We start from the raw sequence: 22,387 nt of genomic DNA, 5'->3' as shown, positions 1-22,387 counted from the left end.
ACTGCGGAAACGTAACGGTCCGGTGGTGAAGGCACCCCTGCGGTTCCGGCGCGGCCGGGCACGGTCTAGGGTTCGGGCGAAACCGGACCAGTAGCGGCAGCGGCGTGTGCGAAGGCCGGGCAGGACGACGGCGACTACGGCGCACGGCGCGATCGGGGGACTTGGTCATGGACCGCAGCAGCACTCAGGGGCCGGCCGGCCCGGCGGAACAACCCGCACGGGTGGTGACGCTCACGGCCGGGGACTTCACCCTCACGGTGAACCCCGTCGACGGCAGCGAGATCGAGCCGACGCACCGCCCCGGCGGCGAACCCGCCCGCATACCCGCCAAGCGCGCGCCCGCCGCCCGCGCCTCCAGGGCGGCCGCCGCGCGTCCCCCCGTACCGCCGGGCGCCCCGTCCGGCGCCCGCCCGCTGCTCGGCCGCGAGGAGGAGCGCGAGCGCCTCGTACGCCTCCTCGGGCGGGGCCGCTCCGTACGGCTGACCGGAGCCCCCGGATCCGGGCGCACGGCGCTGCTCGACGCCGTCGCCGACGCCTGCGCGGACCTCGCCCCCGACGGGGTCGTACGGCTCTCCGCGTACGGGCACCAGCAGCCCGGCGAACTGCTCCACGCCCTCTACACCACCGTCTACGAGGCTTCGGCCGAGCGGCCCGACCGGGCCGAACTGCTCGCCCGGGTCCGGGAGATCGGCGCCGTCGTCCTCCTCGACGACCTCGACATGGGCGGCCCCGCCCTCGACGAACTGCTGCGGGCCACGCCCGAGTGCGCCTACCTGCTCGCCGCCACCCCCGACACCCGCGCCCCCTCCGACGACTCGCACCTCGAAGAGGTCTTCCTCGGCGGGCTCTCCCGCGCCGACTGCGCGGCCCTGCTCGAAGCGGGCATCGGACGGGCCCTGACGGAAGCGGAGACGGCCTGGGCGGCAGACCTGCGCTTCGCCTCCGAGGGGCTGCCGCTGCGCTTCGTCCAGGCCGCCGCGCTGCTGCGCCGGCGCGACGAGCTGAACCGGTCCGGCTCCGAGGACGAGGACGAGGAGCCCGGAGTCTTCGAAGAACGGCCGCGCGACGCCGCCTTCGTCCCCCTGCCCACGCTCGCCGAGGGCGCCGCCCCGGCGGAACTCCTGGCCTCGCGGGTCAGCGAATCGGCGCGGGCCGCGCTGCGGATCGCCTGCGCGCTGGGCGGGGAACTGCCGCACCACGCGCACCTGCCGGCGCTGGTCGGGGACACGCACGCAGACACGGCGGTGGGGGAGCTGCTCGCCTGCGGGCTGCTGAGCCCGGTCGGAACGCGCTACCGGCTGGCCGCCGGGGTCGCGCGACAGCTGGAGGAGGCCGGGTACGGGGACTCCGCGGCCGAGGAGGCCCGTACGGCCGCCCGGCACTACGCCTGGTGGACCGGGCACACCTCGGTGACCCCGGAGCGGGTCGCGGCGGAGGCCGACGCGGTGCTCGCGGCGCTGGCCGGAGCCGATGTGGTGGCCGCGGTGCTGCTGGCGCGGACGGCCGCCCCGGCGTTCGCGGCCTCGCTGCACTGGGAGGCGTGGGAGCGGGTGCTGCGCTCGGGCGCGGAGGCCGCGCGCAAGGCGGGGGAGGTCGCGGAACAGGCGTACTTCCACCACGAGCTCGGGGTACTGGCCCTGTGCGAGGGGCGGCTCGACCGGGCGCGGGCGGAGCTGGAGACCTCGATCGGGCTGCGCGGGGCCCTCGCCGACAAGCGGGGCACCGTGGCCGGGCGGCGGGCGCTGGCGCTGGTCACCGACCGGGAGGCGGGGGTGGTGGTGTCGCCGCCGCTGCGGTTGGCTCCGCCGGTGGTTGGGGCTGCGGCTGGGGCTGCCGCTTCCGGTGCGGGGCCGTCCGGGGCTGTGCCGTCCGGGGCAGTCGGGTCGGTTGGGGCGGGGCGGCCGCTTGCGTCTCCTGTGGCACCTGTTTCCGCCGTTTCTGCCGTTACCGCGGTGACGACTCCGCTGAGCCCTGTCACGGCGGCTGCCCCGACTTCGGAGGCGGTGACCACGGTCGTACCGGCGATCGCTCCGGCGGGTGCGGTTGCGGCGTCCACGCTGGCGGAGGTGTTCGAGGACGCGTTCCCGCTCACGCCCGAGCCGGACGCGGTGCTTCCCGAGACCGGTCCGAAGCCGGAATCCAGGCGCAAGACGGTTCTGCTGGCCGTGGCCGGGGCGTTGACGGTGGTGGCGCTCGGCACGGTGGTCGCGCTGGCGATGACCGCGAGCGACGAGGCGGCGCCGCCGGCGCAGGGGCCGGGGGTCGCGACGACCCCGACCGCGCGGGAGTCGCAGTCGCTGCCGAGCGGGCCGGCTTCCAGCGGGAACGATCCTTCGCCGGAGCCGAGCGCCTCGTCTTCCGAGGCCTCTCCCTCGGAGGCGCCGAGTGCGACGCCTTCGGCGCGGAGGTCGGCGTCGCGGAAGCCGTCGGCCACGCCTACGGCGCACTCGTCGGCGCCGGTCGATCCGCCGCCGTCATCGCCGACGGCGAGCCCGTCTGCGAGCGCGAGCCCGTCGGATTCTGCGAGCGCGTCTCCGTCGGCGTCGATCAGCCCCAGCCCCGTCGGGGGCTGAGGGGCGGGCCCTGCGGGGCTTGTCCCCTACCCGCCCTTCGCCCGTTCCCTGGGGCTCCGCCCCAGACCCCGCGCCTCAAACGCCGGCGAGGCTGGAGGCGGCGAGGCTGGAGGTGGCGGGGCTGGAGCCGGCCGGGCTGGAGGCGGCGGGGCTGGATCTAGAACAGGCGGAGCTTGTCGTCTTCGATGCCGCGCATCGCGTTGTAGTCGAGGATCACGCAGTCCATGCCGCGGTCGTTCGCCAGGACGCGGGCCTGGGGCTTGATCTCCTGGGCGGCGAAGACGCCCTTCACCGGCGCCAGGTGGGGGTCGCGGTTCAGGAGTTCCAGGTAGCGCGTGAGCTGCTCGACTCCGTCGATCTCGCCGCGCCGCTTGATCTCCACCGCCACCGTCGCGCCGGAGGCGTCCCGGCACAGGATGTCCACGGGGCCGATCGCCGTCATGTACTCGCGGCGGATCAGCGTGTAGCCCTCGCCGAGGGTGTCGATCCGGTCTGCCAGGAGCTCCTGGAGGTGGGCCTCCACCCCGTCCTTGATCAGGCCGGGGTCGGTGCCCAGCTCGTGGGAGGAGTCGTGGAGGACTTCCTCCATGGTGATGATGAGCTTCTCACCCGCCTTGTTGACGACCGTCCAGACGCCGGCATCGTCACCGCTCCCCTCCTTGAGGGTGCAGGGCGGCGACATCCAGTTGAGCGGTTTGTACGCCCGGTCGTCAGCGTGGATCGAGACACTGCCGTCGGCCTTCACGAGGATCAGACGGGGTGCCGAGGGCAGATGGGCGGTGAGCCGGCCCGCGTAGTCGACGGAGCAGCGGGCAATGACGAGACGCATGGTCGGCAACGCTACTCGACGACGAGCCCTGCACGCGATTCGCCCCCGAAAGCCCCCTTCGCGGATGGCGCGTTGTATGCGCATTCTCCTGGTGCGGTCCCCACCGGGCGCCTACCGTGGTGAGCGGGAGGTTGCCGAACGTGCACGCTGCGTCGCGGCCTCCCTCCCTGCCCGTAAGACTCCGGCAACCAAACCGTCGGGGTCGCGAGAGGAGAACCCATGTCGCTCGACGTCTCACCGGCCCTACTCGAACAGGCCGAGCGAGGCGAGGTCGACGAAGCCGCTTTCGTCGACTGCGTCCGGACCTCCCTGCCCTACGCATGGGAGATGATCAGCTCGTTGGTGGCTCAGCTCAAGGTGGACGGTGGACAGTTCGCCGACAACCAGACGCCGCCGCCGGACGAGCAGGCGCGTGGCCAGCTGCTGCGCGCTCTTGCGAGTGATGCGATACGGGGTGCGTTGCAGCGCCACTTCGGAGTGCGCCTGGCATTCCAGAACTGCCACCGGGTAGCGGTGTTCCCGCTGGATTCCTCGGTGGACGACCGGCTGGCCAAGTTCACTTCGATCCGGGGTCAGCTGCTCAACCAGTCGCCGGAGCTGCGCGACTGTTAGCAGGACCCGTACTGCCGTACTGCGGTGTGACCGGTATCCCGCTGCCGCTCCGGTGCCAACGGAGCGGCAGCCCTGGTCTCCCCGGCCGTACCGGGCAAGCCTCAGCCGAGCCCGGGTACGACCTCGGCGCCGAGGCGGCGGAGGTTCTCCTCGGTCGCGGCGAGGTCTCCCGATCCTTCCGTCAGCAAGGCGAACCGGGTGATGCCCGTACGTTCCGACGTGGCCGCCAGGCGGTCCGCCGCCAGCTCCGGGGTGCCCACGGGGTGCAGGTCGCACAGCAGCTCCGTGTACGCGACCGGGTCCCGCATCGCGCGCTTGCGTCCGTCCACGGTGACGTGCGCGTCCAGGCCCTGCTTGAACCAGCCCGGCATCGCCTTCAGCAGCGTCTCCCGGGCGTCCGCCGTCCGGTCCGCCAGCTGGCACACCCCGGCCGATACGTGGGCCGCCTCCGGCGAGTGGCCCGCGGCCCGCGCCGTACGCCGCCACAGCCCGACCATCTCCGCCTTGTCCTCGTCACCGCAGTGCATGCCGAGCAGCATCGGCAGTCCGCGCTCGGCGGCCAGCCGGACCGACGCGGGGGAGGTGCAGGCGACGATCACTTCCGGCCCCTTCCCGTCCCCGTCGAGCGATTCCGACGGACGAGGTACGACGGCCACCTCGCGGAAGCCGTACCGCTGCTCGCCGGCGGTCCCGGGTGCCGCCGCCGTGCCCACGCGGGGTTCCGTCAGCCAGCGGCGCAGCAGGTCCAGGTCCTCCGGGAAGCGGTTCTCGTACGCGTCGAGCCCGCCGCCGAAGACTTCGAGGTCCACCCAGGGACCGCCCCGGCCCACCCCGAGGGTGAACCGCCCCTCCGAGGTCAGGTGCAGCAGCGCCGCCTGCTCGCCCAGGGCCACGGGGTGCGTGCTCGGCAGCACGCTCACCGCGGTGCCCACGCGCAGCCGCCGGGTGCGGCCCAGCATCAGGGCCGCGAGGGTCACCGCCGACGGGCAGACCCCGTACGGCACGAAGTGGTGCTCGGCGACCCAGACCGAGTCGAGCCCGGCCTCCTCGGCCACCTCCGCGGTCCGCACCGTCCGGTGCAGAACCTCTCCCTGTCCCTGGCCCGGGAACTGGGCTGCCAGTACAAACGCTCCTACGCGCATCGCCTTAGCCTCCTCGCGGCTGACGCGGCCTCCCCCAGGCGGACCGGTTCTCTACTTGGTGACAACGCCTTACTTGGCAACAACGTCTGACACGTGCCAAAGGCACGGCCTGGCGGCAAAGTTATTGGGATTGTCGGGACAGTCACCCGCTTTTCGGATGGTCGGTCCGATGGTCGGCCCATGGCCGGTCGATGGCCGGTTGATGGTCGTCCTTCAGCCACCCTGCGGGCAGCGGGGCCCGCTGCGCGTAGGCTGAGAGAAAGTCACTGCCGTCCGCCCATCCGTGAGGTATACGTGTCACCGCGCCACAACCGCCCCAGGGGCGGCGAGAATCCAGCCGATCGTTCGGACCAGGGCTCGGGCCCGGGGCACTTGGACCGGTACGGGCTGGAGCGCACGGAGGAGTACCAGGGCGAGGAGTGGAAGGTCCGGCACGTGGCGGGCGCGAGCGCGGCGGGCAAGCGCTACCGCTGCCCCGGCTGCGACCAGGAGATCCCCTCCGGCACCCCGCACTTGGTGGCCTGGCCCGAGTACGGCGGGGTCGACGACCGCCGGCACTGGCACAAGGCCTGCTGGAACGCGAAGGACCGCCGCACCTCCAAGGTGCAGCGGTCCCGCAACGCGCCGAAGTACTGAGCCCGGGCAGCGCGTCCTACACGTCCCGGCGGCCGACCACCGCGTACGAGGCGGCGACCGTGCAGCCCGTCACCAGCAGGATCACGACCATGTGACTGACGCTCCCCGGGACCGGCGGACCGGCGCCGAGGGAGGGGTCCGTCGCGCCGTTGGTCGGCAGACCGAACAACTCGATCAGTGCCGCCGGCACGTTGTACTCGATCAGGACCCGGCCGATCGGCGCCAGAGCCTCCCAGATGCTCAGCACCGCCCCTATCACCGGCGGCAGCGTGACGATGCCGAGCATGACGGCGATCGCCCCGGCGGAGTGCCGCACGAGCGTCCCGACCGACAGGGCCAGCAAGCCGAGCAGGGTGACGTAGAAACTGCCCAGCAGCATCGAGGCCCACTCGGAGCCCGAGTGCACCCCGGAGCCGGGACCGCCGCGCAGCATCGACGCGGTCAGCCCGACCAGCGAGACCGATCCGGCGATGGCGAGGAACGCCGTGGTGCCGAAGACGAGGTACTTGGCGGTGAGCACCCGGTACCGGTCGGGGGCCGCCGTGAAGGTGGTGCGGATCAGTCCGGTGCCGTATTCCGAGGTGACCGTGAGCACCCCGAGCACCATCACCGGCAGCTGGCCCACCAGCAGGCCGAAGAGGGCGGGCGCCGGGAACGGCATCCGCACGTAGTCCGGGGCCGAGGTCTGGATGATGACCGCACCGCCGATGCCGACCACGAGCAGCACCAGGGACCCGAGCGTCCACACCGTGGAGCGCACCGAGGTCAGCTTCGTCCACTCCGAGGCCAGCGCGTGCCCCAGGTGCGGCCTGGGGTTCGGCAGCGGCGAGCTGTAGCCCTCGGGCTGCCGGTGGTCCCCCCGGTCCGTGGTCGTCGGGGCGGTCATCGGGAGTCCTCGGGGGTGTGTACGGGGGTCTGCGGAGGTGTGTGCACGGCCTCGTGCGGAGGCGTGTGCACGGGGTCGTGCGGGGGAGTGCGTACGGGTTCGGGCGCGGCCCCGGCTCCGGCCAGCTCGCCCGGGGTGCCGGGCATCAGGAACGGCCGGCCGTCCGCCCCGGGCGGCGGAGGCGCGAAGAAGCCCGCCTGCGGGACCTGGAGGGCCTCGGCGGCGTCCTCCTCCCACTCGGGGACGCTGAGCGGCTCCGGCTCCCACAGTTCGGCGCGCGGGTCCTCGGTGGAGGTGTACTCGACGGAGGACTGGGTCATCCGCATGTACGCCTCTTCCAGCGAGGCCCGGTGCGGGGACAGCTCCCACAGCCGTACGCCGGATTCGTGCGCGAGATCCGAGATCCGGGGCAGTTCCAGCCCGGTCACCCGCAGCGCCCCGTCGGGCTCCTTGAGCACCCGGCCGCCCGCCTTGGTGAGGACGGAGCCCAGGGTGTCCCAGCCGCGCGGGTCGGTGTCGGCGGTGCGGACCCGTGCGAATCCGGCCGAATTGTGCGTGATGAAGTCCTGGGTGCTCATGTCGGCGAGTAGCCGGCCCCGCCCGATCACGATCAGGTGGTCGGCGGTCAGCGCCATCTCGCTCATGAGGTGCGAGGAGACGAAGACGGTGCGGCCCTCGGCGGCGAGCCGGCGCATCAGATTGCGGACCCAGAGGATGCCCTCGGGGTCGAGGCCGTTGACCGGCTCGTCGAAGAGCAGCACCTCCGGGTCGCCGAGCAGGGCGGTCGCGATGCCGAGCCGCTGGCCCATGCCGAGCGAGAAGCCCTTCGTGCGCTGCCGGGCGACGTCCTGGAGTCCCACGACGCCCAGCACCTCGTCGACCCGCTTCTCGGGGATCCCGGAGAGCTGCGCGGTCGCCAGGAGGTGGGTGCGGGCCCGGCGGCCGCCGTGCATGGCCTTGGCGTCCAGGAGGGCGCCGACGTGCCGCTGGGCGTTGGGCAGCTCGCGGAAGGGCAGGCCGTTGATCGTGACCCGGCCGGAGGTGGGGCGGTCCAGGCCCAGGATCATGCGCATGGTGGTGGACTTCCCGGAGCCGTTGGGCCCCAGGAATCCCGTGACGTGACCGGGCCTGACCTGGAAGGACAGGTCGTCGACGGCGGTCTTCGCGCCGAAGCGCTTGGTCAGGCCGACTGCCTCGATCATTACTCTGCCCCTTGCCAGGCCGGGACGACGTTCGCCCTGTAAGGGTTAAGAGGATATCCAGTCTCCTACGGTTCCACCTCGTCCCCGACCCTGACCCACCCCTGAGAACCGACCCGGGAATCCCCCGTAGTACCTCAGGCCCCAGTACCTCAGGCGTCCCTCTTCTTGAGGACCAGGTAGCCCCCGAGCACGGCGGCGAGCACCCACAGGGCCATGATCCCGAACCCGCCCCAGGGGCTGTAGGGCACCGGATCGCTGCCCATCGCGCCCGGAACCACCTGCATGATCTTCGAACCGGCCTGGTCGGGGAAGTACCGGGCCACCTTCCGGGTCGCCGACACCGCCCCGAGGATGTTCGAGATCAGGAAGAAGAACGGCATCAGGATGCCCAGCGAGAGCATGGAGCTGCGCAGCATGGTGGCCACGCCCATGGAGAACAGCGCGATCATCGCCATGTAGAGCCCGGCGCCGATCACCGCGCGCAGCACGTTCGGCTCCCCGATCCCGATGCTCCGGTCGCCCAGGATGGCCTGTCCCAGGAAGAACGACACGAAGCTGGTGACCAGGCCCACGATCAGCGCGAGCCCCGTGGCGACCAGCAGCTTGCCGAAGAGGAAGCTGCCGCGCTGCGGCACGGCGGCCAGCGAGGTGCGGATCATGCCCGAGCTGTACTCGGTGCCCACGACGAGCACGCCGAAGACGATCAGCGCGAGCTGGCCGAGGGTCATGCCCGCGAAGCTGCTGAGCGTCGGGTCGAAGGTGGCCTGCTCCTGCGGGGGCATGTTCTTGAAGGAGTTGTTGATCAGCGCGCACAGCGCGGCGCTGATGCCGACCGTGACGATGAAGGCGGAGGCCAGCGTCCACAGGGTGGAGGCGACCGAGCGGATCTTGGTCCACTCGGACTGGAGGACGGCGGAGAAGGCCATGGTCACTTACCGTCCTTGCGCGTCGCCTCGAAGCCGGCGCCCCACGCGGGTACGTCGGCGGGCCGGGACGGGTTGTCGGCGGCCATGCCGGGAGCCGGCGCGCCCTGGGCCCCGTACCCCTGGATCCCGTACCCCGGGGTCCCCGGTGCGTGGGCGTGGTACTCGACGGAGTCCGCCGTCATGCGCATGAACGCTTCTTCCAGTGAAGCCCGCTGCGGGCTGAGTTCGTGGAGCACGATCTGGTGCTGGGCCGCCAGCTCGCCGAGCTGCTCGGCCCCCACGCCGTCGATCTCCAGCGTGCCGGTGGCCGGGACGCTGATGGCGTCGATCCCGGCCTCGTGCAGCACGTCCTTCAGGCGTTCCTGCTGGGGAGAGCGCATGCGCACGAAACTGCGGGAGTTCTGGTGGATGAAATCGGCCATCGACAGGTCGGCCAGCAGCTTTCCCTGTCCGATGACGACCAAATGCTCCGCGGTCAGAGCCATTTCGCTCATCAGGTGGGAGGAAACGAAGATCGTTCTTCCCTCGGACGCGAGCCCCTTCATAAGATTGCGGATCCAGAGAATTCCCTCCGGGTCCAGACCATTGACGGGTTCGTCGAACATGAGGATCTCCGGGTCACCGAGCAGCGCGGAGGCGATCCCGAGCCGCTGGCCCATCCCCAGCGAAAATCCTTTCGACTTCTTCTTCGCCACGGCCGTCAGGCCGACGAGATCCAGCACCTCGGACACCCGGCTGCGCGGGATCCGGTTCGACTGGGCGAGGCAGAGCAGGTTGTTGTACGCGCTGCGACCGCCGTTCATCGCCTTCGCGTCCAGCAGCGCCCCGATGTACTTCAGTGGCTCCTGCAGGTCCCGGTAGTGCTTCCCGTCGATCCGGACCGTACCGCTGGTCGGGTTGTCGAGGTCGAGCATCATGCGCATGGTCGTGGACTTGCCCGCCCCGTTGGGGCCGAGGAAGCCCGTCACCACCCCCGGTCTGACCTGGAAGCTGAGGTTGTCCACGGCGGTCTTCGCGCCGAATCGTTTGGTAAGGCCCTCAAGCTCGATCATCCCGCCACGCTAGAACGCCCGAGGGCCCTACGCCACCTCTTGGAGGTGTCGTAGGGCCCTCGGGCAGGAAACGGCCGTCGGCTCCGCGGCCGGTGGCGCTCCGCGACTAGCGGCTCTGCTGCGCCGGAACGCCGCGGGTGACCGGCTCGTCGTCGATCGGCGAAGCGGCGGCCGCGACCGCGGCACCCGTCAGCGTCGCCAGCATCTCGCGGACGTTGGTGAGCTGCGCGTTGATCGAGTCGCGGCGGTTGGTGAGTGCCGCCAACTCGCGCTCGGACTCGCTGCGGATCCGGTCGGCCTTGGCGTTGGCGTCGGCCACGATGTCCTCGGCCTGGCGCTGCGCGGTCTCCACGGTCTGGCGGGCGCGGCGCTCGGCGTCCGTACGGAGCTTCTCGGCCTCCAGGCGCAGCTGCTCCGCGCGGTGCTCGATCTCCGCGAGGCGCTTCTCGGCCTTGGCCTGACGGCCGGCCAGGTCGCGCTCCGACTGCTCGCGGCGCTTGGCCAGGTTGGTCTCGAAGTCCGCGGCGGCCTGGGCGGCCTTGGCGCGGGTCTCCTCGAAGAGCGCGTCGGCCTCCTCGCGCTTGGAGGCCGCGTCCTTCTGGGCCTCGGCGCGCAGGGTGGAAGCGTCACCCTTGGCCTTCTCGACGATCCGGACACCCTCGTCCTCGGCCGTCGACTTCCGGTCCGCGGCGAACGACTCGGCGTCGTTGCGCACCTGCTGGGCGGCCGACTCGGCCAGCTCGCGGTGCTGCTCGGCGGCGCGACGGGCCTCCTCACGCAGGTCCTTCGCCTCCTCCTCGGCCAGGCGCAGGATCTTCTCGACCCGGGCACCGAGGCCGGCGTACGACGGCTCGGCGTCGCTCACCTGGGCCTGGGCGTTCTGCGTTTCGAGGTGCAGCTCCTCGATCCGCTTTTCCAGAGAGTTGATACGTCCTAGGGCGCTGTCACGGTCGGAGACCAGCTTGGTGATGCGGTCGTCCACCTGACCGCGATCGTAACCACGCCGCACGAGCTCGAAGCCGAAGGGGGAGGAAGTGTCGCTCATGGGGTTCCTGTCGAATGAGACGATGAGGTGCTACGTGAGGAGATGGATGTTAAGGGGAATCCTAGGCGCCCGGACGGCGTGTCATCGAGTCAATCCGCGTTTGATCTGGACAATGACACCCCTTTTGAGTGGCAAGGCGACAGAATGCTTGTCACTCGTCCGCCTGAACTTCTATCAGGAGCACACATTCATGTGTGTTGACTAGCCGTCTGACGTCTTGCCACCCGAACGAGTGGAACCCGCTGCCGCACCGGCCTTCACGCCCCCCGCGCCCTGGCCGCCGACCCCGGGCTTCGCGCCGCCCGAAGGCGCCTCGAATGATTCCAACGCCTCAAGAACGTCCTGGACACGGGAGATCTCCGCCTGAATGTCCTCGCGCCGCCGGACCAGGACCTCCAGCTCGCGCCGGCCCTCCTCGACCAGCCGCTCGGCCTCCGCCTTCGCCTCCGCGAGCCGGCCCTCGGCCTCCCGCACCAGCTCCGCCTTCTTCTGCTCGGCCTCCTTGAGCAGCGCCTCCGCCTTGCGCACCGCGGCGATCCGGACCTTGCCCGCCTCGCTGCTCGCGTCCGACACCAGCGCCTTGGCCTTCGACTCGGCCTCCACGCTCTGCTCCGTCGCCGCCCGCACCAGCTTGTCCACGCGCTCGCCGGCCGACTTCATCTGCTCGGCCGACTCCCGGCGGGCCCGCTCGTGCAGCTCCTCGACCTCCGCCTCGACGCGGCCCCGCAGCTCCTCCGCCCGCTCCCTTATGGCAGCGGCGTCCGTACGCGCCCCGACCAGCAGCTCGTCGGCGTCCGTACGGGACTTCTCCACCAGGGAGTTGCCCTCCACGGTCGCCTCGGAGGTGATCCGCGCGGCCTCCTTGCGCGCCGCGTCGACCATCGCGTCGGCCTGCTCCTCGGCCGCCGTCGTGGCGGCCAGGGCCTGCTTCTGCGCGTCCCCGGTCAGCTTCTCGGCCTCCGACGAGGCCTCCGTGATGAGCCGGTCCACCTGCGTCGCGGCCTCGCTGCGGCGCTTGTTGGCCTCCTCGCGGGCCTCGTCCAGCAGCCGCTCCGACTCCGCACGCGCCTCGGCCCGTACCCGCTCGGCGTCGGTCGCGGCCTCCGCCTTGACCCGCTCCGCCTCGGACCGGGTGCGGGTCGCGTGCTCCTGCGCCGAAGCCAGCGACTCCGAGGCCTCCGCGCGCAGCCGCTCCGCCTCGTTCCCGGCCTCGCCGACCGTGCGCTCGTTGTCCTTGCGGGTCTGCTCGGTGAGCCGGTCCGCCTCCGCGACCGCCTCGGAGATCAGGTGGTCGGCCTGCTCCGCGGCCTCGGTACGGAGCCTGCCCGCCTCGGCGCGCGCCTCGTCGAGCGTCTGCTCCGACTCCCGCTCGGCGCTCGCCAGGGTCTCGTTCGCCGCGACCGTGACGCGGTCCGCCTCCGCGGTGGCCTCGCCGATGATCCGGCCGCCGTCCTCGCGGGCCTCGTCCAGGGTGCGCGCCGCCTCGGCCCGCAGCCGGTCGGCCTCGGCCTGCGCCTCGCCGACCGTGGCCTCGTTCGCCACGCGCGTCTCGTCGACCAGCCGGTCGCCCTCGGTACGGGCGTCGACCAGGACCCGGGCCGCGTCCCGCTCGGCGCCGGCCAGGGTCTGCGCCGCCTGGGCCGTGAGCCGCTCCGCCTCGGCGCGGGCCTCGTCCAGGGTGCCCGAAGCCTCGGTGCGCAGGGCCTCGGCGGCGCTCTCGGCCTCGCCGACCGTGGCCTCGTTCGCCGCCCGGGTCTCGCGGGTGAGCTTCTCGGCCTCCGAGGAGGCCTCGGTGATGAGCCGGTCCGCCTGCTCGGCGGCCTCCGTGCGCAGCCGGTTGGCCTCCGCACGGGCTTCGTCCAGCGTGCCCGCGGCCTCGGCACGGGTGTCGTCCGCCGCCGAGAGCGCCGCCTCGGTGAGCCGCTCGGCCTCGGCCTGCGCCTCGCCCACCGTGACCGCGTTCGCGGCCTCGGTCTCGGCCGTCAGCCGCTCGGCCTCGGCCGTCGCCTCGGAGACGATGCGGCCGCCCTCGGCGCGCGAGGACTCCAGGGACTCCGCGGCCTCGCCGCGGATCCGGTTCGCGTCGTCCCGGGCGTCCGCCTTGGTACGGGCGGCATCGCGCTCGGCCGCGGCCAGCGCGTCCGTGGCCTCCGTGCGCACCCGCTGGGCGTACTCCGCGGTGTCCGAGCGCAGCTGCTCGGCCTCGGCGATGGCGTCGCCCACCGTCCGCTCGGCCAGCGCCTTCGCCGCGTCCGTCTCGGTCCGCGCCTCGCTGCGGATCCGGTTCGCGTCCTCGGTGGCCCGCTCCCGCTCCGCGTAGGCGTCGCCGCGGACCCGGTCGGCCTCCTCGCCGGCCTCCGTCCTCGTACGCTCCGCCGCGTGCTCGGCCGCGCTCCGCAGCCCGGCGATCTCCTCCTCGGCCTGCTCGTGCAGCCCGGCCACGGACTCGCGCACCTGCTGGGCGGTGGCCTCGGCCGCCGCGACCACCTCGGAGGCGCGCCGCTCGGCCTCCTCGGTGAGCCAGACCGCCTCGGCCTGGGCCTCCTCGGAACGCTTGCGGGCCTGGGCGAGGAGCTCCTCGCTCTCCTCGCGGGCCTGCGCCCGCTCGCTCTCCGCGTCGGTGCGCGCCGAAGCCAGGGTCTCCTCGGACTCCCGGCGACGCCGTGCGGCCTCCTCCTGGGCGGCGGAAAGGGCCTCGGCGGCCTCCTGTGCGACCCGCTCGGCGGCGGCCTTGGCCTCCGCGCGCAACCGGTCGGCGGTCTCCTGCGCCTCGGAGCGCAGCCGCTCCGCCTCGGCCTCGGCCTCGCCGGTCAGCCGCGCCGCGGTCTGCTCGGCCTCCGCGCGGGTCCGCCCGGCGTCCTCGGCCGCGTCCGTGCGCAGCTGGTCGGCCTCCGCCTCCGACTGCGCCTGGAGGGTGCGGATCCGCTCCGCGGACTCCGCGCGCAGCCGCTCGCCCTCCTCGGCGGTCTCCCTGCGGATGTTCTCCGCGGCCGCGCGGGCGTCGCGCAGGGTCTGCTCGGCCGTCGAGAGCCGCCCCTCGGCGTCCGTGTGGAGCCGGACGAGCTCCTCGTCGGCCTCCGCCCGCTTCGCGGCCAGCGCCTGCTCGGTCTCCTCGCGCCGCACGGCTGCCGCGGCGTCCGCCTCGGCCCGTACCGATTCGGCCTGCTCCTCGGCCTCCGCGCGCAGCCGCTCGGCCTCGGCGCGGGTGCGGTCCAGGGTCTCCTCGGCCTGCTTGCGCAGGGTGGTGGCCCGCTCCACGGCCTCGCCGCGGACCCGCTCGCCCTCGGTGTTGGCGCTCGCACGCACCTCGTCGGCGTCGGCCCGGGACTTGCCCAGCAGTTCCTCGGCGGTGCGGGCCGCCTCCTCGATCTGCTGGATCGCCTCGCGGCGGGCCTCGCCGCGGATCCGCTCGCCCTCGGCGACGGCCTCCGCGCGCAGCTGCTCGGCCTCGCCGCGCAGCCGGCGGGCCTCCTCCTGGAGCTCGACCGTACGGGCCCGGTACTCCTCCGTGTCGTCCTTCGCCGCGCCCTTGAGCTCATCGGCCGTGGTCGCGGCCTGGGCGCGCAGCCGCTCGGCCTCCGCCTCGGCCTCGCCGCGGATCCGCTCGGCCTCCTCGGACGCCGCCCGGGTGGTGGCTCGGGCGTCCTCCGAGGCCTTGTTCAGGACCTCCTCGGCGGTGCGGGCCGCCTTCGCCAGCTGGGCCGCGGCGTCCTCGGACGCCGCCGTACGGGCCTGCTCGCCGGCCTCGGCGCGCAGCCGGTCGGCCTCCGCGCGGGCATCGGCGAGCGCCTGCTCGGCCTCGCCCTTGAGGATCTCGGCTTCCTTGGTGGCTTCGCCGACCAGCCGGGCCACCTGCTCCTTGGCCGTCCGGGTGCGCTGCTCGTTGACGGATTCCGCCGAGGCCAGCTGGCGCGCGGCGCTCTCCTTGGCATCGGCCAGCAGCGTCTCCGCGGAGGCGCGTGCCTCCCGTAGGGCCGCGTCGGCCTCCTGGGTGCGCTGTTCGGCGACCCGGCCCAGGTCCATCGTCTGCTGGCGGGTCTGCTCTGCCTCGGCGGTGGTGGTCGAGCGCAGCCGCTCCGCGTGCTCGGTGGCCTCCTGGGCCTGCGCGGAGGCGGCGGTCAGCAGCCGCTCGGCCTCCTTGCGGGCGCGCAGCAGCGTCGACTCGGCCTCGGCGCGCGAGGCTTCGTTCTCGGAGGCGAGCCGGCGGGTGGCCTCGGAGGCGACCCGGGTGGCCTCGGCGCGCGCGGCGTTCAGGGTCTGCTCGGCCTCGGCGCGGGACTCGTCCATGAGCCGGCGGGCCTGCGACTCGGTCCGGGCGCGCAGCTGCTCGGCCCACGCCACGTTCTCGTTGACGTGCGCTTCCACGGTCTGGCGGCGCTCGTTGAGCTCCTGGTCCAGGCGCTGGCGGCGGTTGACGGCCTCGGCGTGCAGCTCGGCCTGGAGGCGCGCCTGGTGCTCGGCGTGCTCCTGGAGGATGCGCTGGGTCTGCGCCCGTACGTCGCGCAGTTCGCGCTCGGCGTCGGAGCGCATCTGGTCGGCCTGGATCTGGGCATTGCGGAGCAGCTGCTCCGCCTGGTAGCCCATGTCCGCGCCGTCGTATGCGGGGCGGGACGCCAGATTGCGGCGTACCTCATGGAGCTTGGCGCGCAGCACCTCGACCTGGTAGCCCAGGTCCTCGGCGTGCTGGAAGGCCTTCCCGCGCTCCTTCTTCAGCCGCTCCATCTCGGCTTCGAAGCGCGAGAGATGGTCGGCCTCGGCCTGATGGCTCTCCTGGCTTTCGTAGCCCCGCACAGCGCGGTCCCATCCGTCCCCTGGTCGCAAGCTGACTCCCAAATGAGCATCGTCCGCCCGCTGAACGATGCCCCCGGGGAATGGTGTCAGATACCGGGGCAGGCCTTACCGGCCCCGACCCTGTCTGCACCGAACCCCGGCCGAGCCAACAGCCACTGTACCGGCCGGGGAAACGGGGCATCAGTGCCCTCGTGCGGGAACCCCCGCGTACCGACCCTGCGGAGATTCGCTCTTCAGGTCCGCGGAGTGCTGATTTGCGATGTTCGAATGCATGTGTCCGGGCTGGAACGTACCGTCGTTGACGTGAAGCTCGTGGTGCAGGTCAAGCTGCTGCCGACGGCGCCGCAGGAGTCGGCGCTCGCGGCGACCCTGCGTGCCTGCAACGAGGCGGCCTCGTGGGTGAGCGAGGTGGCCGTCGAGCGGTCCGTGTACCGGAATTTCGACCTGCGCAGGCACACCTACGCCGAGATCAAGGACCGGTGGGGGCTCGGAGCGCAGGCCGCCCAGCATGTGATCAAGAAGACGTGCGACGCCTACGCGACGTTGAAGTCGAATCTGCGGGACGGGCGTCTCGGTCCGTCCGGATCGGAGCGCCGCCGCCGGGCTTCGGCGATGCCGGTCGAGTTCCGGGCGGCCGCGGCTCAGCCGTACGACGACAGAATGCTGTCGTGGCAGTTGGACGCGCGGACCGTCTCCATCTGGACCACGAGTGGGCGGATGAAGGATGTCGCCTACGCGGGCAGCCTGGAACAGCTCGCCACTCTTGCCCTGCACCGCAAAGGCGAGTCGGATCTCCTGTACCGCGATGGGTCGTGGTTCCTGCTCGCGACGTGCGAAGTGCCCGAGGCCGAGCCGAACACCGCTCCGGTGGACTTCCTCGGTGTGGATCTGGGGATCGTCAACATCGCCACCACCTCGGACGGTGAGGTCATGGCCGGCCGGTACCTCAACCGCCTGAGGAGACGAGACCGGGACCTGCGCGCGAAGCTGCAGCGGAAGGGAACCAAGTCCGCCAGGCGGCGCATCCAGCGCAGACGCCACAAGGAGGCCCGGCGGACCCGGGACATCAACCACAAGATCGCCAAACGCATCGTGGCCGAGGCTGCACGCACCGGGCGCGGAATCGGTCTGGAGAACCTGACCGGCATCCGTGAACGGGTGCGGCTGAGGAAGCCCCAACGGGCCATGGTGCACAGCTGGGCCTTCGCCCAGCTCGGCGGGTTCATCGCGTACAAGGCCCGCCGGGCGGGGGTGCCGGTGGTGTACGTGGATCCCGCGTACACATCCCGCACCTGTTCCCGGTGCGGTCACGTCGACAAGGCGAACCGGGTCTCGCAGGCCCGCTTCGCGTGCAGGTCCTGCGGATTCGTTGATCACGCAGACCGCAACGGCTCCCGCAACATCCGCGCACGTGCGCTGACGTTGTGGCGCAGCGGGGCCCGGTCAACGGCCCCTGCCATCCCGCACTCGCGGGTGGCTGGACGCGTACGGCGCACCACAGCCAGTGATGCGCCGTAACGCAAGCCCTCAGTGAGGGGGTAGTTGACTGCTGCTCGTGACCAGTTCGGTGAGGACGCCGTGGCAGTCCTTGGGGTGCAGGAAGGTGATCTGAGAGCCCATCGAACCCGTGCGGGGCTGGTCGTAGAGGACGCGGACGCCCTTGCCGCGGATGGCTTCCGAGTCGCCCAGGACGTCCGCGGTGCCGAAGGCGATGTGGTGGACGCCCTCGCCGTTCTTGGCCAGCCACTTGCCGACCGCGGAGTCCTCGCGGGTGGGTTCCAGGAGCTGGATGTACGAGGCTCCGCCGTCGTCGGTGGCGTTGATCTTGAGCATGGCCTCGCGGACGCCCTGCTCCTCGTTGACCTCGGAGTGGAACACCTCGAACCCGTAGGTGGCACGGTAGAACTCAACCGTCTTGTCCAGGTCGAAGCAGGCGATCCCGATGTGGTCGATTCTTGTCAGCATGGGGACAGTGCAGCGCTACGGGAGGTGGTTACGCAACGTGCGCGCGATCACACTGACGGGCCGGTGACGGCACGGGTACCGCTCAGTACATTCGGGTAAACCCTCGTTCACTCCTCATCTTCAAGGGGCTGTGCTCCATGTCCGGAACGAACAACACCACGTCAGTGATCGTCGCCGGGGCCCGCACGCCCATGGGACGGCTGCTCGGCTCGCTCAAGTCCTTCTCGGGCGCCGACCTCGGCGGCTTCGCCATCAAGTCCGCGCTGGAGCGGGCCGGGATCTCCGGCGACCAGGTCCAGTACGTGATCATGGGCCAGGTGCTCCAGGCCGGCGCGGGCCAGATCCCCGCCCGGCAGGCCGCCGTCAAGGCCGGAATCCCGATGAACGTGCCCGCGCTCACCATCAACAAGGTGTGTCTGTCGGGCCTCGACGCCATCGCCCTGGCCGACCAGCTCATCCGCGCCGGGGAGTTCGACATCGTGGTCGCGGGCGGCCAGGAGTCGATGACCAACGCCCCGCACCTGCTGCCGAAGTCCCGCGAGGGCTTCAAGTACGGCGCCATCGAGATGCTCGACGCGATGGCCTACGACGGCCTCACCGACGCCTTCGAGGGCATTCCGATGGGCCTGTCCACCGAGACGCACAACACCCGGCTGGGCATCGAGCGCGCCCCGCAGGACGAGTTCGCGGCCGCCTCCCACCAGCGGGCCGCCGCCGCGCAGAAGAACGGCGTCTTCGAGGCCGAGATCACCCCGGTCGAGATCCCGCAGCGCAAGGGCGACCCGGTGGTCTTCTCGGTGGACGAGGGCATCCGCCCCGAGACCACCGTGGAGTCCCTCGGCAAGCTGCGTCCGGCCTTCACCAAGGACGGCACCATCACCGCCGGCACCTCCTCACAGATCAGCGACGGCGCCGCCGCCGTGGTCGTGATGAGCAAGGCCAAGGCGGAGGAGCTGGGCCTGGAGTGGCTCGCCGAGATCGGCGCCCACGGCAACGTGGCCGGCCCGGACAACTCGCTCCAGTCGCAGCCGTCCAACGCGATCCTGCACGCCCTGAAGAAGGAGGGCCTGGGCGTCGAGGACCTGGACCTCATCGAGATCAACGAGGCCTTCGCGGCGGTCGCCGTGCAGTCAATGAAGGACCTCGGAGTGACCCCGGAAAAGGTGAACGTCAACGGCGGCGCCATTGCCCTGGGGCACCCGATCGGCATGTCCGGCGCCCGTGTGGTGCTGCACCTGGCGCTGGAGCTCAAGCGCCGCGGCGGCGGGGTCGGCGCGGCCGCGCTGTGCGGTGGCGGCGGCCAGGGCGACGCCCTGATCGTCCGCGTCCCGTAGTGGTCGGCTGTTCGCAGCCGCCCACCCGCACCCGTATCCCGTACGAGACCCGCGACAAGCGAGGAGTGCAGCAAGAATGACGGTGGTGGACGTCCCCCAGCTGGTGGCGCAGGCCCGTGAGGGCAGGCCGCGAGCGGTCGCCCGGCTGATCTCGCTGGTCGAGGGGGCGTCCCCGCAGCTGCGCGAGGTGATGGCGGCGCTCGCCCCCCTCACCGGCAACGCGTACGTGGTGGGGCTGACGGGGTCGCCGGGCGTCGGCAAGTCCACGACCACCTCGGCGCTGGTCTCCGCGTACCGCCAGGCCGGCAAGCGGGTCGGCGTCCTCGCCGTCGACCCGTCCTCGCCCTTCTCTGGCGGCGCGCTCCTCGGCGACCGGGTGCGCATGTCGGACCACGCCTCCGACCCGGGGGTGTACATCCGGTCCATGGCCACCCGGGGCCACCTGGGCGGTCTCGCCTGGGCGGCCCCGCAGGCGATCCGGGTGCTGGACGCGGCCGGCTGCGAGGTGATCCTGGTCGAGACGGTCGGGGTCGGGCAGTCGGAGGTGGAGATCGCCGCCCAGGCCGACACCTCGGTGGTGCTGCTGGCCCCCGGGATGGGCGACGGGATCCAGGCCGCGAAGGCGGGAATCCTGGAGATCGGCGACGTCTACGTGGTGAACAAGGCCGACCGGGACGGAGCGGACGCCACCGCCCGGGAGCTCAACCACATGCTGGGCCTGGGGGAGTCCCGGGCCAAGGGCGACTGGCGGCCGCCGATCGTCAAGACGGTCGCCGCCCGGGGCACGGGCATCGACGAGCTGGTCGAGGCCCTGGAGAAGCACCGGGCCTGGATGGACGAGCGCGGGGTGCTGGCGGAGCGCCGCACGGCGCGGGCGGCGCGCGAGGTCGAGACGATCGCGATCACCGCGCTACGGGCGCGCCTGGCCGATCTGCACGGCAACGCCCGGCTCGACGGCCTGGCGGCGCGGGTGGCCGCGGGCGGGCTGGACCCGTACGCGGCGGCGGACGCTTTGCTGGCCTCCTTGACGGAACCGACGGAACCGACGGAACCGGATGCGGAGCCGACGGGCCGGTCATAGACTGGCGAACGCCCGGAATGCCCCAACGCAGGGAGGTTTCATGGCGAAGCGCGGCAACAAGAAGCGAGCCCGCAAGAAGAAGAAGGCGAACCACGGCAAGCGTCCCAACGCCTGACCGTCCCGCCGGAGAACCGACCACACGCGGAAGCCGCACCCCGTCCACGGGGTGCGGCTTCGGCATGTCCTGCCCTAGTTGTTCTGGTTGTCGCTGTTGTCGTTGTTGTTGCCGTAGTTGTCGTTCGAGTCGGAGTTGGACGCGGTGGCCTTGCCCGACGTGGGGTCGACGTGCACGTTCGTGGTGCGGTCACCGGACTTGATCTCGACGTCCCAGTAGCGGCGGTTGTTGTTGCCGTTCCCGTTGTCGCCGTTGTCGTTGCTGTCCCAGCTCACCGACCAGACCTTCCCCGGATAGGCGGCGACGGCCGCCTTCATGGCCTGCTGGGCGTTGTACTTCGCGGCGAGCAGAGCGGCGTACTCGTTGCCGTTGTCGTTGTTCTGCTCGGTGTTCCCGACCGTGGCCGAGCCGGTGGTCCCGTCGACGATCACCTCGGCGTAGCCGCCGTTCTTGCCGATGACGTCGACGTGCCAGACGGAGCCGTCCTTGTCGAGGGACTCCACGGTCCCGGGGTACTTCTGCAGGGCCGCCGTGGCGGCCCCGTCGGCGTCGACCCCGGCCCGCTGTAGTGCGGCGGAGACGACGGGGGCGGTTCTGGCCGCGTCCGCGGTGGTGGATGCGGCGGCGGCCGCCACCGGGCCCCCGAGCAACAGGACCACGGCCGCGGCCGACGAGACGTACAGCGTGCGGTTGTGCGTGCGCTTCATGGCTTGGACCTCCTCAGGCCGGCCAGAGCGCTTACGGTTGCTCGGCGAGCGGCCGGCGAGCGAGCGTTACCACCCATTCTCCGGGCCGCCGCCGAGGACCGCGCGTTTACGAGGTCAGGCCGGTCAGGCCTTGCCGCGATCCGCCCGCAGGTGCTCGGCGACGGGCCCGAGGGACGCGCGTAGAGCCGAGAGGGCATCCGGCGGGAGCAGGTCGATGAAGTGCCGGCGGACGGACGCCACGTGGTGCGGGGCGACCTTGCGCATGGTCTCCATGCCCTCCGGGGTGAGGACGGCGTACAGCCCGCGCCGGTCGGACTCGCAGTTCACGCGGCGGACCAGCCCCGCCGCCTCCATCCGGGTGATCTGGTGGGAGAGCCTGCTCTTGGACTGGAGGGTCGACGTCGCCAGGTCGCTCATCCGCATCCGGTGGTCCTCGGACTCCGAGAGGTTCACCAGGATCTCGTAGTCGTTGTTGGTCAGTCCGAAGGGCTGGAGATCCTTTTCCAGCTGGTGCATCAGCAGTCTGCTGACGTCCAGGTGGGTGCGCCACGCGCACTGCTCGGCGTCGTTCAGCCACTGGGTGGCCGTCTCGGTCTCGATGGTCTCCATGAAAGAACTCTACCTAAGAAGTTGAATTGCGTACAAAGATGAGGACGGGGTGGGGGCTCATGGGATCCCGGCGGGGGCTACAGGCCGAGCCGCCGCTGGAGATCGCCCAGCTGTCCGGGCATCCGGGGCACGCCCAGTTGCCCGAGCGGACCCTGGCCGGCCCCCGGCACGCCCTGCTGGTTGCCCGAGGCCGCCCCGGCGCCCACGGCGCCGATCGCCTTGTCCGCCATCAGCATCTCCGAGGACTGCATGAGCACCGTCCCGGCCCCGACGAACTCGAACTGGTGCTCCTCGCCCGAGGAGCCCCCGATGCCCGTCAGCGAGCGCAGGCCGCCGATCACGCCCGACATGTACCCGTGGTCGTAGTGATGGCAGGGGGAGGGGCAGTCCGCCCACCCCACCAGCGCCTGCGGGTCCACGCGCAGCGGCGGTTCCATGAACACCACCGGTCCATTTGACGCCGCCACGAACTTCCCGGTTCCGATCAAGGTGAGAAATCCCGGGACGATCGACTGCTTCAGCGCGAGAGTGGGCTGGTAGGCGAGCAGGTTGCCCGACCGGATGGTCAGGTTTCCGTTGTCCAGGTCGTACGAGTTCACGTCGAAGGCCCGGTCGGCGAGCAGCATCTTGCCCTGCCCCTCGGCCACCACCCAGTCGCTCGCGTGCAGCGGCGAGTGGAAGCTGGTGCGCAGCAGCCGGTCGAAGCGGCCGTGGCCGATGCCGTTGAACTCGATGCGCCCGTAGTACGAGATCATCTTGCCCTTTTGCAGGAACCACTGGTTCCCCTTGAGCTCCACGCAGAAGGTGTAGGCGTTGACGTTGTCGTCGGACGGCAGGCTGTACGGGTCGAAGACCGTCGGGCCCCCCGGTCCACCGGTCACG

At 71.8% G+C, this 22,387-nt stretch carries 19 protein-coding genes; 7 read left to right on the top strand and 12 right to left on the bottom strand.

Annotated features, from left to right (window positions below; all coding sequences use genetic code 11):
* The first annotated feature begins 167 nt into the window (after positions 1–167).
* Complete coding sequence (locus tag ACFXDJ_RS16315) at positions 168–2,573, top strand: ATP-binding protein (RefSeq protein ID WP_384849284.1); 2,406 nt, start codon at positions 168–170, stop codon at positions 2,571–2,573.
* Between the two features lie 157 nt (positions 2,574–2,730).
* On the opposite strand, the gene nucS is transcribed toward ACFXDJ_RS16315, so the two are convergent.
* The gene (nucS, locus tag ACFXDJ_RS16310; RefSeq protein WP_384658731.1) at positions 2,731–3,402 is read right to left on the bottom strand and encodes an endonuclease NucS; all 672 of its coding nucleotides are present in this window, start codon (positions 3,400–3,402) and stop codon (positions 2,731–2,733) included.
* 219 nt (positions 3,403–3,621) lie between these two features.
* Between nucS and ACFXDJ_RS16305 the strand changes: the two genes are divergently transcribed.
* A complete protein-coding gene (locus tag ACFXDJ_RS16305; RefSeq protein ID WP_069921977.1) occupies positions 3,622–4,014 on the top strand; it encodes an SCO5389 family protein in 393 nt (130 codons plus the stop codon).
* Between the two features lie 101 nt (positions 4,015–4,115).
* Here the strand turns inward: ACFXDJ_RS16305 and ACFXDJ_RS16300 are convergent, their stop codons facing one another.
* On the bottom strand, positions 4,116–5,156 hold the full coding sequence (locus ACFXDJ_RS16300) for an LLM class flavin-dependent oxidoreductase (RefSeq protein ID WP_384849281.1): 1,041 nt from the start codon (positions 5,154–5,156) through the stop codon (positions 4,116–4,118).
* Positions 5,157–5,450: 294 nt separating this feature from the next.
* Here ACFXDJ_RS16300 and ACFXDJ_RS16295 point away from each other — a divergent pair, with 294 nt between their 5' ends.
* Positions 5,451–5,792 (top strand): ATP/GTP-binding protein, encoded by a 342-nt coding sequence (locus tag ACFXDJ_RS16295; protein WP_384658727.1) that lies wholly within the window; start codon positions 5,451–5,453, stop codon positions 5,790–5,792.
* 16 nt (positions 5,793–5,808) lie between these two features.
* Here ACFXDJ_RS16295 and ACFXDJ_RS16290 read toward each other — a convergent pair whose 3' ends face one another.
* The 6 genes from ACFXDJ_RS16290 to scy all read right to left on the bottom strand — a co-directional run bounded on the left by ACFXDJ_RS16290 (position 5,809) and on the right by scy (position 15,694).
* Positions 5,809–6,678, bottom strand: coding sequence for an ABC transporter permease (locus ACFXDJ_RS16290; protein ID WP_384658725.1), 870 nt, complete (start codon positions 6,676–6,678; stop codon positions 5,809–5,811).
* Positions 6,675–7,880, bottom strand: a complete 1,206-nt coding sequence (locus ACFXDJ_RS16285) for an ABC transporter ATP-binding protein (protein ID WP_384849278.1) — start codon at positions 7,878–7,880, stop codon at positions 6,675–6,677. Before ACFXDJ_RS16285 ends, ACFXDJ_RS16290 begins: the two co-directional genes overlap by 4 nt.
* Positions 7,881–8,029: 149 nt before the next feature.
* Positions 8,030–8,806 carry an ABC transporter permease gene (locus ACFXDJ_RS16280; protein ID WP_384658735.1) on the bottom strand — a complete coding sequence of 259 codons (777 nt, stop codon included), beginning with the start codon at positions 8,804–8,806 and terminating at the stop codon, positions 8,030–8,032.
* Between the two features lie 2 nt (positions 8,807–8,808).
* A complete protein-coding gene (locus ACFXDJ_RS16275) occupies positions 8,809–9,858 on the bottom strand; it encodes an ATP-binding cassette domain-containing protein (protein ID WP_384658721.1) in 1,050 nt (349 codons plus the stop codon).
* A 106-nt stretch (positions 9,859–9,964) separates the two neighbouring features.
* On the bottom strand, positions 9,965–10,903 hold the full coding sequence (locus ACFXDJ_RS16270; RefSeq protein ID WP_384658720.1) for a cellulose-binding protein: 939 nt from the start codon (positions 10,901–10,903) through the stop codon (positions 9,965–9,967).
* 201 nt (positions 10,904–11,104) lie between these two features.
* Positions 11,105–15,694, bottom strand: a complete 4,590-nt coding sequence (gene scy / locus ACFXDJ_RS16265; protein ID WP_384849274.1) for a polarized growth protein Scy — start codon at positions 15,692–15,694, stop codon at positions 11,105–11,107.
* A gap of 303 nt (positions 15,695–15,997) precedes the next feature.
* On the opposite strand from scy, the gene ACFXDJ_RS16260 reads away from it, so the two are divergent.
* Complete coding sequence (locus ACFXDJ_RS16260) at positions 15,998–17,212, top strand: RNA-guided endonuclease InsQ/TnpB family protein (RefSeq protein WP_384849271.1); 1,215 nt, start codon at positions 15,998–16,000, stop codon at positions 17,210–17,212.
* Positions 17,213–17,221: 9 nt separating this feature from the next.
* Here ACFXDJ_RS16260 and mce read toward each other — a convergent pair whose 3' ends face one another.
* The gene (gene mce, locus ACFXDJ_RS16255) at positions 17,222–17,659 is read right to left on the bottom strand and encodes a methylmalonyl-CoA epimerase (RefSeq protein WP_384657499.1); all 438 of its coding nucleotides are present in this window, start codon (positions 17,657–17,659) and stop codon (positions 17,222–17,224) included.
* 137 nt (positions 17,660–17,796) lie between these two features.
* Between mce and ACFXDJ_RS16250 the strand changes: the two genes are divergently transcribed.
* From ACFXDJ_RS16250 to ACFXDJ_RS16240, 3 genes are all read left to right on the top strand, one after another.
* The gene (locus tag ACFXDJ_RS16250) at positions 17,797–18,993 is read left to right on the top strand and encodes an acetyl-CoA C-acetyltransferase (protein ID WP_384657501.1); all 1,197 of its coding nucleotides are present in this window, start codon (positions 17,797–17,799) and stop codon (positions 18,991–18,993) included.
* Positions 18,994–19,075: 82 nt separating this feature from the next.
* Positions 19,076–20,074: a methylmalonyl Co-A mutase-associated GTPase MeaB gene (meaB, locus tag ACFXDJ_RS16245; protein ID WP_384849303.1), complete on the top strand. Its 999-nt coding sequence runs from the start codon at positions 19,076–19,078 to the stop codon at positions 20,072–20,074.
* A 40-nt stretch (positions 20,075–20,114) separates the two neighbouring features.
* Positions 20,115–20,189 carry a 50S ribosomal protein bL37 gene (locus ACFXDJ_RS16240; protein ID WP_099895366.1) on the top strand — a complete coding sequence of 25 codons (75 nt, stop codon included), beginning with the start codon at positions 20,115–20,117 and terminating at the stop codon, positions 20,187–20,189.
* A gap of 74 nt (positions 20,190–20,263) precedes the next feature.
* Here ACFXDJ_RS16240 and ACFXDJ_RS16235 read toward each other — a convergent pair whose 3' ends face one another.
* The 3 genes from ACFXDJ_RS16235 to ACFXDJ_RS16225 all read right to left on the bottom strand — a co-directional run bounded on the left by ACFXDJ_RS16235 (position 20,264) and on the right by ACFXDJ_RS16225 (position 22,386).
* Positions 20,264–20,896, bottom strand: a complete 633-nt coding sequence (locus tag ACFXDJ_RS16235; protein WP_384657504.1) for a PepSY domain-containing protein — start codon at positions 20,894–20,896, stop codon at positions 20,264–20,266.
* A 123-nt stretch (positions 20,897–21,019) separates the two neighbouring features.
* Positions 21,020–21,496: a MarR family winged helix-turn-helix transcriptional regulator gene (locus ACFXDJ_RS16230; protein ID WP_384657543.1), complete on the bottom strand. Its 477-nt coding sequence runs from the start codon at positions 21,494–21,496 to the stop codon at positions 21,020–21,022.
* Positions 21,497–21,582: 86 nt separating this feature from the next.
* The gene (locus ACFXDJ_RS16225) at positions 21,583–22,386 is read right to left on the bottom strand and encodes an AIM24 family protein (protein ID WP_384657546.1); all 804 of its coding nucleotides are present in this window, start codon (positions 22,384–22,386) and stop codon (positions 21,583–21,585) included.
* Between the last annotated feature and the right edge of the window lies 1 nt (position 22,387).

This window comes from Streptomyces sp. NPDC059443 (assembly GCF_042750105.1).
Classification (GTDB): domain Bacteria; phylum Actinomycetota; class Actinomycetes; order Streptomycetales; family Streptomycetaceae; genus Streptomyces.
The sequence above is the reverse complement of the archived record's forward strand: the minus strand, read 5'-3'. Positions and strand labels throughout refer to the sequence as shown.